Raw genomic sequence first — 14,016 nt, 5'->3', positions numbered from 1 at the left:
CATTATCCAGATCAATGTTTATAGCTTGGCTGTATTTGTCTATGAATGAATTGAGTTCTTAGGCATATGATACCATCAACCCTTCTTTGGTAAAGAGAAATCAATAGTTTCGAAAATGGTCGTCAGTGTTTGAAATTTAATAATTAACAGTAGTTGATATGGATTAGTTAGATTTGCCAGATCATCGATATTCTTTTGAATTAATTCTCCTGAACCAAATGCTGTAAATCAGGATCATTTTTAATGCGTTCCAGTTCGCTTTCGATAATCAAAACAATATCCCGTTTTATCTGTTTATAATTAGCTTCTATTTCGGCTTTCATTTGATCTTCTCCATTTTCATCAACGAAAGATGAGATAACGGGTATCTTCTTATATGCCTTAGTTTCTGCAGCTACTTTCTGATTATCCACTACAATTTCGGAATGAAAAATTTTCTGTTCAATGCGTTCGTCAAAGTTATCCGAAACAGCTCCCACAAACATTCCTTGTGTTAGCGTTGAAATTTTGGAGGCTGGTATCAAGCTGTCTAATTGTGTAGAAATGGAAGTTGATTTATCGTTTCGATTGATGGTTAGACTCTGACGTTTCTGCAATATTTTCCCAAAGCGTTCTGATAAGCTTTTCGCAGTATCTCCTACAACCTGACCGCTAAAGATATTGCCTACAGTATTTTGGATCACCTTACTTTCCTTGTCGCCATAATCTCGTGTCAATTGCGAATAATCTTGAAAGCCCAAACAAACGGCTACTTTATTACTTCTAGCCGTTGCGATCAAGTTGTCTAATCCTCTAAAGTAGATAGTTGGCAACTCATCGATTATAACAGAGCTTTTTAATTTCCCTTTCTTATTGATTAGTTTTATAATTCTCGAATTGTACAAACCTAAAGCAGCTGAATAAATATTTTGTCTATCAGGATTGTTTCCAACGCAAAGTATTTTAGGTTCATCTGGATTATTGATATCCAGCGAAAAATCATCACCAGTCATCACCCAATACAATTGAGGCGAAATCATTCGTGACAACGGAATTTTTGCGGAAGCGATTTGTCCTTGCAACTGATCTTGAGCGCCACCTTGCCAAGCATCCATAAACGGAGACAAATAGTTTTCGAGATCAGGGTAGGAAGTAAGGATGGTAAATACATCAACATATTTCTTGTTGAGTAATTCAATGGCGTGGGGAAACGTACAGTACTTTCCGTTATCATAAATTTTCAGATACCAGATTATAGCGGCCAGTAATATAATAGGAGATTCGACAAAGAAATCTCCTTGTTTTTGTATCCAACTTCGGTTGAGGTTCAACATAATAGTATAAGCCGATTCGTAAGCATCTGAGATATCCGTCATGAAATCCGGATTGATGGGATTACAGCGATGGCTTCTACTAGGATCATCAAAGTTGATAATATAAAGCTTTGGTTTAACGGTATACTTATCGCTATGCTTTAATAAATGATTGTATGCAATGGTGGAAAGGTCATCGAATTTGAAATCGTAGATGTACATGGAAAATCCTTTTTCAATGTGCTGCTTGATGTAGTTGTTTATGATGGCATAACTTTTTCCTGATCCAGGTGTTCCCAAAACTATGGAAGCTCTAAAAGGATTTACGACGTTAATCCATCCTTTATTCCATTTGCCTTTATAATAAAATTGGGTAGGCAGATTAACGGAATATTCATTTTGCATCAATTTGGTTTCCTGCATGAAACTTTCATTTTCGTTATTAAATACATCGTTCATGAGATTGGTACGAAGCAAACGGCTAATCCAAACGCCAGCCATCATTAACGAAATATAACCAGCTGAGCTAGTCACGATATACACAGAAGTTGCTATGCTTGAGGATAGCTTGAGTAATGGTGTATTGAGAAAAAAAAGTATAAAACCAATGATTAAGGCGATGGATATTTTAGACCAACTGATTTTTTCGTTTTTTACTCCTTTCGTTCCCAAACAACTTAACGCTAATAGGATCAAAGAGAATAGTTTGGTATATAAAGTACGGGAGAACAGGCTTGCTGTACGATGGAAATTACCCAGTATCTTGTTAATGATTTGCAGTGTCCAGCCCTTTTCTAAAAAAAAGCTATAACAAAACCAGTAAAAGTGCATTAGCATCAAAAGGATACTTACTGCTCGCATGAAAGCCATTATTTTGGCGAGTCCTCTTAAATCGTCTTCTCCTTGCATGTTTAAACTAGTTAAAATTTCAGCAAGTGAATTTAATAGTTTGGATAAATCCAAAAATCGAAGTGACTTCAAAAGGCTTTTAGTGGCACTATTTGTCTGTAGAATAACTTATGGTTCTATTTCTTGCTTCGATAATTTCTTCGTTTCGCCTTTTTCTGCATTTGATTAGCAAATGCTTGCTCTTCATAATCTTCACCTTGAGGATTTGGTAATAAACTTCCAAGACTTTCTATAAGTCCACAATCAGTATTAGAAAGTATTGAATTATTTCCATTATGAAAATCGAAAAGAGCGTGTGGTTTTTCATTTTCTGGTTTAGAATCTTTCTCTTGATTTTTGGATAAGTCTATTTTATTAATCTTACTATCATTCTGAACTTTTTGAGTTCCATCATTTTTCCATAACTCATGAAAAACGTTGGCAGATAAATTTTTGCCCAATTGTGAGCCATTACATACCGTACGTGATTCATGGTCGATAAAAGTGATTCCGTAAATGCGTCCTTGGTCATTTCTTCGAACAATCGTATTTACGCCTTGCTCTAGTAGCTGTTTCTTAAAATCGGTTTCATCATAAGAGGAATGAATCGCAACTGCGATCGTTTTTTTTAGGATTTCTTTTGCAGGTTCAGTTTTCATTTTTTCTTTCGATTTTTCGAAATATTCTTGCAAACTATCCATTCCAGCTTGTTTTCCAAAGAGAGAGGATTTAAATGGATTAGTTGCTTTTTGTCCCATTTCATTCAATGCAAAATAGACAAGGCCTTGCTTGGGTATGCCATTGAGCTCTCCTTTCACTTCCTCAGCGGTTATATTAAAAAGAGAAAGTAAAGCTTTATATGCTCCTAAACTTTGATACTGGTAATACTTTGGTAGATGTCTCACTACTGATGCTATTTGGCTTTTTACATTAGCTTCTTTGTAGTCAACTGGTTTGAAAATTGCTTCTTTTGGATTTCGATTTTTTACAGTTGCAGGGAGTAGTTGGAATTGCTGTTCTAATGAACGACAGGCCTCCATCGAACGTAATTTTTCATAGGAATCAGGTAGTTTTTTACCGTAACGATCTACACAGGTCGAAACAATATGAATGTGAGTGCGTTCAATATCTGTATGTTTGAATACTACATAGGGCTGATCTCCATAACCCATAAGTTCCATATACTCTTTTGCAATTTTTTTAAAGTCTTCATCGCTTACGTTGTCTTTTGGATTGGGATTGAGAGAGATATGTAAAACTGGTTTTTCTGTTCGTTTATTCGCCATTAGATACGGTTCAAATGAACTGTATAATTGGTTTACGGTATACTGTCCATTGACTGTTTCTCTTATTCTATGGGTGGCTACTATTGTTCCATTTTCTTGATCAACTTTCAAATTGTTATACGAAAGCGCACCAATTATATTTGCTCCACGACCAATTTTCGCTATCATTTTTCTTCTTTTTTCAAATGTTTTAATTCAAACTCTGCTGTTAATTGAGCGATATCGCGGCATAACTGCGCTAGTTGTATCGTTTGTTTTTCCAATTTAAAGAGATAGGCTGCTGCTTTTTTCTCGGAAAAATTACGGTACAGTATCTTGACAACTTGATTGTAATTAACGCCAACGGCACGAAACTGACCATACAAAGTGGTCAATCGCATGTAATAATCCATTCCTGCCATATCTAATTTTACCGTTTTTATTTGCTTTTCAAATAGAACTGAAGTAATAAAATGAGCTTTATTGTCTGCACCTGAAGTTTCAAAAAGAGATAGGAATTTAGCATTTTCCTGATCCGTTAAACGAAAAACATAACGGTGTATGCTAGGATCCTTTTTGGGATTCCTACCACCTTTGTGTTGTTTTTTGTTCTCTTGATTCTCCATCATCATTCCAATTTTAATTTTTAGAAAACCCCGACTTTGGAGGGAGTTTTTAGCCCCGCCGCAGGGGGCAAGTTGTTTTGAGGCACGGAATTCATTTCGAGTGCCTCAAAACACAACTTGCTCTGTTCTGGTGAACAGATAATCCGTCCGCCTCTCGGCGGAACAGGATTTAGTAGAGCAGGGAATAAACGGCTTAAGGCCGTTCCAGTTCTTAGCCAAATATTGATTTGATCCTTTCATTGGTTCATTTAATTTGTGTTTAAACAAAGTAAATAATAGAATTTTAAAATGTTGTATTAGGAAGCATTGCCAAACAACGCCAGTAAAAGCCAATAAATACCTTCTGCTAAAACATAGATGTATTAGCTCCTTTATTTGTACTCATAAACAAACATAAATACATATTTAGGTATGGGAGTAACAACATAACTACGCATGTAGTACTGTAGAAAAGTACTGTGATACAGCTATACTTAGCTATGGATTGAACTACCTAATTATAGGATTAAGTATAGACCTATTTAGGTTTCTAACTACATCTGCGGGTCAATATTTACCTATAGATTTAAAAGCATATATCAATGTACAGATACTTTGTTAAGTACCTAATTGACTACATAAAACCATAGGTAGGAAGGAATAGATATACTGTACTATGGAACTTAGTGAATATGTATATCTACAATTAATTGAAAATATAAATAATTTAAACATTTGAAATATGAATGCAAATCACAAAACAAAATTTATCGCCTTTTCTTCGCAAAAGGGCGGTGTTGGAAAAAGTACGTTTACAACATTGGTTGCAAGTACAATGCATTATCGATTGGGTTACAATGTTGCCGTATTTGATGCCGATTTTCCACAGCACAGTTTGCTTAAAATGAAATATCGTGATCTGGCTATGGTAATGGAAAATGAGCATTTGAAAAAACTAGCATATAGACAGTTTACTAGCATCAGCAAAAAAGCGTATCCAATTATACAACACAAAGCAGAAAGCGTATTGGATGCGGCACAAGAATTTCTAAATACCTCTACGGTTGCTATAGATATTATATTCTTTGATCTCCCTGGAACGGTAAACACTCCTGGTATTCTGAAAGCTTTGGCTGGAATGCACCACATTTTTACACCTATTACGGCTGACCGCTTGGTAATGGAGAGTACACTCATTTTTACACAACTTTTACAAGACGTTATTATGAAAAAAGGAGAAACTAGTATTGAAACTATCAATCTGTTTTGGAATCAGGTAGACGGTAGGGAAAGTACCCCTTTGTACAAAGTTTACAACCAACTAATCGAGCAATTGGGATTAAGTTTAATGCAAAGCCAAATTAAGAACAGCACTCGCTTTCGTAAAGAAAGTGAAGAACATAGCAAAACTGTATTTCGTTCAACCGTTATGCCTCCAGATGAACGTTTGATGAAAGCTTGTCAGTTAGATCAATTTATAAACGAATTTTTAGAAATCATTCAATTATAGAATTATGGAGAAAGAAAACAAGAAAAAAAACGCTCCCGATATCAACGAAGAGTTGATGATGAATTTGATGGTGGATGGTATAAAAAAAGAAGGGTTAAAAGTTCCAGTAGAAAAGGAAATAGTAAACAGCAATTCTAAGGAGTTTCCAAAAGAAAAATCTATAAGTAAAGAAAAGAGTAGGGGCAAACGAGCAAACGAAGGGGATTACGAAAATATCTTTTTTAAAAGAATTGACACCAATGCACGGGACGGAAAAACGGTCTATATCAGACCCGATTTTCATGAAAAATTATCCCGTATCGTTCAGGTCATAGGCGAAGACAAGATTACTATTTATGCTTATTTAGATAATATGCTAGATTACCATTTTCAGGAATTTGGTGAGCAGATTACCAAGAGTTTTAATGATAAATACAAACCCATTTTATAAAGAAGCTATGGAAACAGTGATCGTAATTTGTTTGCTTATTGTTATTGTAATGCTTTTACAAGACAAGATTGTCATTAAAAAATATCATGAACCAAAGCCAGTGCAAGAAAAAAATAATCCAAAGCTACCTGATATTTTGGGGCAGCCCAAGCCTCAAAGAAGCCTTGCTATGCCAAAAAACGACGATGAAAGTCAGGAGCAAAAAGAGGAACAAATTAGTTATAATTTTGATATTGAAATCGATGAAGAAAAAGTCGAATTACAAATGCTACCAGAAGAGCTGGATGAAGTTTTTAGGAATGTACCTGATTTTGAGAATGAAGAAGAAGAATGGAATAGTTATGGAATATCCGATGGCGAAAATGGTTTTGCCCAAGGGGTTACCTTTGAAGAATTAAGCACTGTAAAATCGTTGTTAAAAAAAGAGAAAATGAGACCCTCTCAAAAGGAAACAGTAACAGTACTACTTCAGAAAATACAAGGAACCGAATTGTTCGACCTATTGGAAAATTCTATCGAAGATGCTTCTCAAAAAATAGCCAAGCTGCTAGACGGTACACTTTCTGCAGAAATGGATTCTGGTTCTTCTATTTTGAGAAAAAATGATTTGGAGGATTTTGATATTGGGGAGTTTGTGTGAGCAAGCTCCTCTTTTTATTATTAATGAGCTTTACAATATTCTTCACTTAACCTCTAGCAATTCAATAAACTGAAAAAATCTTTTATTAATTGTAATGATATGATCATCCATAGTTATCAGTGAAATTCTTCCTTAACTATTTGAATTTTTCTAGACACTTTTTTCAGTATGGTTTTTCCCAAAGTATCATCACATAAACAAAGGCGCTTAAGAATTCTAATGGGTCTGGTAAAATAAATTACCACTTAACGACAAACAATTCCCTTAACTGCCACTTTACAATAACATTATCGATTGCGAAAGATATTTACCCTTAAATTCCGCAAAGTGCAGGAATTAAGAACAAATTAATCTATTCAAATCATGAAAAATCAAAGAAAAAAAGTAGTGTTATTAGCGACTGCACTATCAACAATTGGTGCAATGGCACAAGGAAATGGAACAGCAGGAATCACAGAAGCTACACAAATGGTGACTTCTTATTTTGATCCTGCTACAAAACTTATCTACGCTATTGGCGCAGTAGTGGGTCTAATTGGAGGGGTCAAGGTGTACAATAAGTTTAGTAGTGGTGATCCTGATACTAGCAAGACAGCGGCTAGTTGGTTTGGAGCTTGTATCTTTTTAATCGTAGCGGCAACTGTCTTACGTTCCTTCTTCCTTTAATTATTTCCTTATGAATACTTACAATATAAATAAGGGTATAGGAAGAACAGTAGAATTCAAAGGACTGAAAGCACAATACTTGTTCCTATTCGCAGGTGGTTTGCTCGGGATGCTTATCCTGATCATGATCTTGTACATGACTGGAATTAATTCTTATGTCTGTCTGTTTATCGGAATCGTTGGGGGATCAGTATTGGTGTGGCAAACATTTTCACTAAACAAAAAGTATGGTGAACATGGTTTGATGAAAGTAGGAGCCACTAAAAGACATCTACGATATATCATCTGTCGAAAGCCAGTGCATCGTTATTTCAAGTTCAACTCCAAATTGTACCAGCTATGAGAAATAAATCAAAAGCAACGACATTGGAATCTAAGTTTCCGTTGTTGGCAGTAGAACATAATTGCATTATCTCCAAGGATGCTGATATAACTGCATGTTTTCGAGTACAGCTACCCGAGCTGTTCACAGTAGCTTCTGCGGAATATGAAGCGATTCATTCCGCTTGGCACAAAGCAATAAAAACCTTGCCAGATTATACGGTGGTACACAAACAGGATTGGTACATCAAGGAAAATTATGCTCCTGAAATTGCGAAAGAAGATTTGAGTTTTTTGGCAAAATCCTACCAACAACATTTCAATGAGCGTCCGTTTCTCAATCATTACTGTTATCTGTTCTTAACAAAAACTACGAAAGAGCGCATGCGAATGCAGAGTAATTTCTCTTCACTTTGCAAAGGGGTACTTATTCCAAAAGAAATAAGAGATAAGGAAATCATTTCTCGTTTTATGGAATCGGTGGCACAATTTGAGCGTATCGTCAATGATTCGGGTTTTATAAAATTGGAACGTTTAAGTGAAGAAGACATCATTGGAACAAATGACAAACAAGGATTATTGGAACAATACCTAAGCCTTTCAAGAGAGGAGGGAACACCCATGCAGGATATTGCTTTGGGGGCGGAAGAAGTTCGTATTGGAAACAAAAGATTGTGTCTGCATACGTTGTCCGATACCGACGATCTGCCTAGTTCGGTGTCGGCAGAAACACGTTACGAAAAGCTGTCCACCGATAGGAGTGATTGTCTTTTGTCTTTTGCCGCACCTGTCGGATTATTATTGTCTTGCAATCACATTTACAACCAGTATCTTTTTTTGGATAACAGCGAAGACAACCTTCGGAAGTTTGAGAAATCAGCACGAAACATGCATTCGTTGGCACGCTATAGCAGAGCCAATCAAATCAATAAGGAATGGATCGAACGCTATTTGAACGAAGCACATTCGTTTGGTCATGCTTCTATTCGGGCACATTTTAATGTGATGGCTTGGTCAGATAATCCAGCAGAACTAAAACAGTTAAAGAACGACACAGGTAGTGCTTTGGCACTCATGGAATGCAAGCCAAGGCATAATACTACCGATGTTGCGACGCTCTATTGGGCAGGAATGCCTGGCAATGCAGGAGATTTTCCGAGTGAAGAAAGTTTTTACACCTTCATAGAACCTGCGTTGTGTTTTTTTACGGAGGAAACGAATTATAAAAGTTCACCGTCTCCTTTCGGGATTAAAATGGCTGACCGACTCACAGGAAAACCGATTCATTTGGATATTTCTGATTTGCCAATGAAAAAGGGTATTATCACGAATAGGAATAAGTTTATTCTAGGTCCTTCAGGCTCTGGAAAGTCATTTTTCACCAATCACATGGTGAGGCAATATTACGAGCAAGGTGCGCATGTTTTGTTGGTGGATACGGGTAATTCCTATCAAGGTTTGTGCGAACTCATCAAAGGAAAAACCAAAGGAGAAGATGGCGTTTATTTCACTTATACCGAAGACAATCCAATTGCCTTTAATCCTTTTTATACCGATGATGGCATATTCGATATTGAGAAAAGAGAAAGTGTCAAAACTTTGATATTAACCTTATGGAAAAGGGATGATGAACCACCAACTCGATCAGAAGAAGTGGCACTTTCAAATGCCGTGAGCGGTTATATCGAGCGTATCAAGCAGAAAGATGAATTTCCTTCCTTCAACGGATTTTATGAATTTGTGCAAGGAGAATATAGAAAGCTATTAGAAGATAAAAAGGTACGGGAAAAAGACTTTGATATTGACAACTTTCTCAATGTATTAGAACCATACTACAAAGGGGGTGAATACGATTACTTGCTGAACTCAGAGAAACAACTTGACTTACTCTCCAAGCGATTTATTGTTTTCGAAATTGATGCAATCAAGGATCATAAAATCCTTTTTCCAATTGTGACGATCATTATTATGGAGGTTTTCATCAATAAAATGCGTCGTTTGAAGGGAATACGAAAGCTAATCCTGATTGAAGAAGCTTGGAAAGCGATCGCTAAAGAAGGAATGGCGGAGTACATCAAATACCTGTTTAAAACAGTACGGAAGTTTTTTGGAGAAGCGATTGTCGTAACCCAAGAAGTAGATGATATTATTCAATCACCTATTGTAAAGGAAAGTATTATCAATAATTCAGATTGTAAAATACTCCTTGATCAACGGAAATACATGAACAAATTTGATGATATCCAAGCCATGCTAGGTTTAACCGAGAAAGAAAAAGCGCAGGTACTTTCGATCAATATGAACAATGATCCTAAAAGACTTTACAAAGAAGTTTGGATTGGGCTAGGGGGAACGCATTCTGCAGTATATGCCACAGAAGTTAGTTTCGAAGAATATCTAGCCTATACCACAGAAGAAACCGAAAAGTTAGAAGTGATGCGTCTTGCGGCAGAACTGGATGGAAATGTAGAGCAAGCCATCAAAAGATTAGCTCTTGAGAAAAGTGAAAAAGAAAGCAAATAGTAAACATTTTAAAAACGAATAAAAATGAAAAATTTAAAAATTATGGTACGCATGGCAATTTTATTTACTGTGATACCGACTGCTAAAGCACAATGGGTAGTAACCGATCCTACCAATTTGGCTCAAGGAATTGTTAATTCAGCGAGACAGATTATACAGACTTCAAGCACTGCGACTAATATGATCAACAACTTTAAAGAAGTCCAAAAAGTCTACAATCAAGGAAAAGAATATTATGACAAGCTAAAGGCTGTAAATAACTTAGTAAAGGATGCTCGAAAAGTACAGCAGACCGTATTACTTGTTGGTGATGTCTCTGAGATGTATGTAAGTAATTTTGGGAAAATGTTGAACGATCCTAATTTTAATGAACAAGAATTAACGGCAATTGCTAATGGGTATTCCATATTGTTAATTGAAAGCACCGAACTTCTGAAAGAGCTAAAGCAAATTGTAAGCACTTCCAGCTTGTCGCTTACTGATAAGGAGCGAATGGATATTATTGATCGTGTTTATCTAAAAGTAAAAGAGTACCACAACTTGGTTCGTTATTTTACCAATAAAAATATATCGGTTAGTTATCTGCGAGCTAAGAAAGCAAACAGTAGTAAAAGGGTATTGGAGCTTTATGGAACTGCTAATCAAAAATATTGGTAATCATGGAATTTAGTAATCTACACCAAGTACTACGTTCGCTCTATGACGAGATGTTACCACTATCAGCTGATATGGCAGCAGTAGCAAAAGGTTTAGCTGGATTGGGTGCTTTGTTTTATGTTGCATTAAAAGTGTGGCAGGCACTAAGTAGCGCAGAACCGATAGACGTATATCCGCTACTTAGGCCATTTGCATTAGGTCTTTGCATTATGTTTTTTCCAACGATTGTTTTAGGAACGCTCAATGGGGTGCTTAGTCCAATTGTAAAAGGAACACACAGTATATTAGAAAACCAAGTGCTGGATTTAAATGCTTTGCAACAGCAAAAAGACCAATTGGAAAGAGAGGCTATGCTGCGAAATCCTGAGACAGCTTATTTAGTTTCGAATGAAGAATTTGATAAGAAATTGGATGAATTAGGATGGACGCCTTCTGATTTGGCAACCATTTCGGGTATGTATATTGAAAGAGAAATGTATAGTATCAAGAAAATGATTCGCGATAGTTTTCGAGAGTTTTTAGAAGTGGTTTTTCAAGCTGCCGCACTGGTCATTGACACGATTCGCACTTTCTTTTTAATTGTGCTATCAATTTTAGGACCTATAGCTTTTGCTATTTCGGTCTGGGATGGGTTTCAGTCCACGCTGACGCAGTGGTTTACCCGATACATTAGTGTGTATCTCTGGTTGCCAGTTTCTGATCTTTTTAGCGCGATGTTGTCCAAGATCCAATCGTTAATACTCCAAAAGGATATCGACAGTTTATCCGATCCCAGTTTTATTCCAGATTCATCCAGTACGGTGTACATCATTTTTATGATTATTGGCATCATTGGCTACTTCACGATTCCCACGGTGACTGGCTGGATTATTCAGGCTGGGGGAGCAGGTAATTTTATGCGCAACCTAAACCAAACTACCACCAAAACTGGAAATATGGTAGGTGCTGGTACGGGAGCAGTTGCCGGAAATATTGGAGGCAGATTAATGCAGTAACAATTTAAAATTGAAGAAAATGGAATTTAAAACATTAAGAAATATCGAAAATAGCTTTAAGCAAATCAGACTGTATGCCATAGTCTTTGCAGTACTCTGTAGTGGAGTAGCAGGATATGCAATTTGGGAATCGTATCGATTTGCAGAATTGCAGCGTCAAAAAGTTTATGTATTGGATAACGGAAAATCATTAATGCTAGCGCTGGCGCAAGATGCTTCAATCAATCGTCCTGTAGAAGCTCGGGAGCATGTACGCCGATTTCATGAGCTTTTTTTTACGCTCGCACCTGACAAGGATGCTATAGAAAATAATGTGAAAAGAGCCTTCAATCTAGCAGACAAAAGCGCTTTTAATTATTACAAAGACTTAGCTGAAAAGGGATATTACAATCGGATCATTTCGGGGAATGTACAACAGCGACTTGAAGTAGATAGTGTGGTGTGTAACTTCGAAACCTATCCTTATGCTGTAAAAACCTATGCTAAACAAATCATCATTCGCTCTAGTAATGTAACCAAACGCAATCTAATTACCTCCTGCTATCTTGTGAATTCGGTGCGTTCAGATACTAATCCGCAAGGCTTCAACATAGAAAAGTTTACTGTAGTGCAGAATAATGATTTAGAAATTATAGAACGCTAAAATAAACCAAGATGGAAAATCTACGAACAAATATTGACTTATGGTTAGTAAAGGTTGATGAACGCTGGAGAGCGCTCCCTTTAAAGAAACAGTACAAGTATATTCTGTATTGTTTTATCAGTTATTTGATTCTTACGGTAGTTGTTACCCTTAGCGTTTGGTTTGAAACAAGAAAGGACAGCAGTAAGCTGGATGTGGAGCGTATTGAAAACGCTCTTCTCAAAAAGAACGAATCCACGACAAGGTTCGGGGATTCATTGCTATTAATTATAAAAAACAGAAAACATGAAAGAAAGTGAAAACAAAAAAAATACGGTCTTGGTTACGGATGGAAACTTAAATGAAAGTACAGATATAGTACGAGAACATTCAGCTAATAAATTAGAAAAATTTAAAAAGCCAATCCTGTTCGCGTTGATGAGTATAGTATTTCTTGGTTGTATGTATTTAATTTTTAAACCATCGGAAGACATAAAAAAGAAAGAAGGAGTAGGTCTTAATGATTCAGTTCCTCAAGCCTCTACTGTCGGCTTACAGCATGATAAACAAAAAGCCTATGAACAAGAATTGGTGGACGAAAAAAATCAACAAAAGCAAAATACGTTAAGCTCGCTTTCCGATTACTGGAGTGAAGGTAACCCCCATGACGCAATTGATGATGATCCTGAAAATGAAAAAGAAGCTAATGCCAATACTTCGCTGAATAGTTATCGCAATGCCAAAAAGACATTAGGTACTTTTTATGAAAACGATACTGCTGAGACACAAGAATTGCAGAAACAATTGGATGAATTAAAAGCACAACTGGCTAGAAAAGACGAAGCGCCTATGAATCCAGTAGATATCCAATTGGAGCTAATGGAAAAATCCTATCAGATGGCTGCAAAATACTTGCCTACGAATACAGCATCAACGGAAAAAACGGTACCTATTGCTAATTCTTCGAGTCAAAAGGAGTCGTTTATTTCAATTGTTCCTGCTCGCAAAAGTGCGGTTTCGTCATTGCATAGAGATCTTCCTGATAGCACTTTTATAGCCAATTGGAGCGAAAGTCGCAATCGAGGATTCATTACAGTTGGGAAAATAGAACAAGAGTCACAACCCAAAAATAGTGTTCGTGCCATCATTCAAACCACACAGGTAGTATCAGTGGAAAGTAATGTTCGTTTACGTTTGTTAGAGCCTGCCAAAATGCAAAACCGTATTATTCCACAAGGGACAGTATTGACGGCAAATTCAAAATTTAATCAAGGAAGGCTGCAAATGAAAATTTCTTCCATTGAGTTGGATGGCACTATCCTTCCAGTTGATCTTACTATTTATGGTTTAGATGGACAACAAGGATTATTTGTACCCTATTCCCCCGAAATGAGCGCTGTAAAAGAAATGGCTGCCAATATGGGGCAAACCTCAGGAAGCAGTATTATACTTTCTAGTTCCCCTGGGCAACAAATAGCCGGCGATTTGAGCCGTGGTCTGGTACAAGGTATATCAGGTTATTTTTCAAAAAAAATGAAAACTCCAAAAGTAACATTGAAGTCAGGACTTCAAGTGTTTCTAGTCTCAAAAAATTAAATGCTC

General features: G+C 36.5%; 13 protein-coding genes. 10 read left to right on the top strand and 3 right to left on the bottom strand.

The window, feature by feature from the left end; genetic code table 11:
* Positions 1-200: 200 nt before the first annotated feature.
* The 3 genes from mobC to mobA all read right to left on the bottom strand — a co-directional run bounded on the left by mobC (position 201) and on the right by mobA (position 4,077).
* Positions 201-2,201, bottom strand: a complete 2,001-nt coding sequence (gene mobC / locus H2650_RS10590; RefSeq protein ID WP_188050775.1) for a conjugal transfer protein MobC — start codon at positions 2,199-2,201, stop codon at positions 201-203.
* Positions 2,202-2,317: 116 nt separating this feature from the next.
* Positions 2,318-3,634, bottom strand: coding sequence for a conjugal transfer protein MobB (mobB, locus tag H2650_RS10585; RefSeq protein ID WP_188050774.1), 1,317 nt, complete (start codon positions 3,632-3,634; stop codon positions 2,318-2,320).
* Positions 3,631-4,077 carry a conjugal transfer protein MobA gene (gene mobA / locus H2650_RS10580; protein WP_370566850.1) on the bottom strand — a complete coding sequence of 149 codons (447 nt, stop codon included), beginning with the start codon at positions 4,075-4,077 and terminating at the stop codon, positions 3,631-3,633. Before mobA ends, mobB begins: the two co-directional genes overlap by 4 nt.
* Before the next feature lie 715 nt (positions 4,078-4,792).
* On the opposite strand from mobA, the gene H2650_RS10575 reads away from it, so the two are divergent.
* The 10 genes from H2650_RS10575 to traM all read left to right on the top strand — a co-directional run bounded on the left by H2650_RS10575 (position 4,793) and on the right by traM (position 14,010).
* Positions 4,793-5,560: a ParA family protein gene (locus H2650_RS10575; protein WP_188050773.1), complete on the top strand. Its 768-nt coding sequence runs from the start codon at positions 4,793-4,795 to the stop codon at positions 5,558-5,560.
* Positions 5,561-5,564: 4 nt separating this feature from the next.
* Complete coding sequence (locus H2650_RS10570; protein WP_188050772.1) at positions 5,565-5,990, top strand: DUF3408 domain-containing protein; 426 nt, start codon at positions 5,565-5,567, stop codon at positions 5,988-5,990.
* A gap of 7 nt (positions 5,991-5,997) precedes the next feature.
* Positions 5,998-6,630: a conjugal transfer protein TraD gene (locus tag H2650_RS10565; protein WP_188050880.1), complete on the top strand. Its 633-nt coding sequence runs from the start codon at positions 5,998-6,000 to the stop codon at positions 6,628-6,630.
* A 363-nt stretch (positions 6,631-6,993) separates the two neighbouring features.
* Positions 6,994-7,296 (top strand): DUF4134 domain-containing protein, encoded by a 303-nt coding sequence (locus tag H2650_RS10560; protein WP_188050771.1) that lies wholly within the window; start codon positions 6,994-6,996, stop codon positions 7,294-7,296.
* Positions 7,297-7,306: 10 nt separating this feature from the next.
* Positions 7,307-7,639, top strand: a complete 333-nt coding sequence (locus H2650_RS10555) for a DUF4133 domain-containing protein (protein WP_188050770.1) — start codon at positions 7,307-7,309, stop codon at positions 7,637-7,639.
* Positions 7,636-10,140, top strand: a complete 2,505-nt coding sequence (locus tag H2650_RS10550; RefSeq protein ID WP_188050769.1) for a TraG family conjugative transposon ATPase — start codon at positions 7,636-7,638, stop codon at positions 10,138-10,140. Before H2650_RS10555 ends, H2650_RS10550 begins: the two co-directional genes overlap by 4 nt.
* 51 nt (positions 10,141-10,191) lie before the next feature.
* Positions 10,192-10,797 (top strand): DUF4141 domain-containing protein, encoded by a 606-nt coding sequence (locus H2650_RS10545; protein ID WP_370566849.1) that lies wholly within the window; start codon positions 10,192-10,194, stop codon positions 10,795-10,797.
* 2 nt (positions 10,798-10,799) lie between these two features.
* Positions 10,800-11,792 (top strand): conjugative transposon protein TraJ, encoded by a 993-nt coding sequence (gene traJ / locus H2650_RS10540; protein WP_188050767.1) that lies wholly within the window; start codon positions 10,800-10,802, stop codon positions 11,790-11,792.
* A gap of 19 nt (positions 11,793-11,811) precedes the next feature.
* Positions 11,812-12,435, top strand: a complete 624-nt coding sequence (gene traK / locus H2650_RS10535) for a conjugative transposon protein TraK (RefSeq protein ID WP_188050766.1) — start codon at positions 11,812-11,814, stop codon at positions 12,433-12,435.
* A 285-nt stretch (positions 12,436-12,720) separates the two neighbouring features.
* On the top strand, positions 12,721-14,010 hold the full coding sequence (gene traM / locus H2650_RS10530; RefSeq protein ID WP_188050765.1) for a conjugative transposon protein TraM: 1,290 nt from the start codon (positions 12,721-12,723) through the stop codon (positions 14,008-14,010).
* The last annotated feature ends 6 nt before the right edge of the window (positions 14,011-14,016 follow it).

It is taken from the genome of Flavobacterium sp. GP15, from assembly GCF_014281985.1.
Taxonomy (GTDB): domain Bacteria; phylum Bacteroidota; class Bacteroidia; order Flavobacteriales; family Flavobacteriaceae; genus Flavobacterium; species Flavobacterium pygoscelis.
Note: the sequence above shows the minus strand (reverse complement) of the source record. Positions and strands in the feature narration are given on the sequence as shown.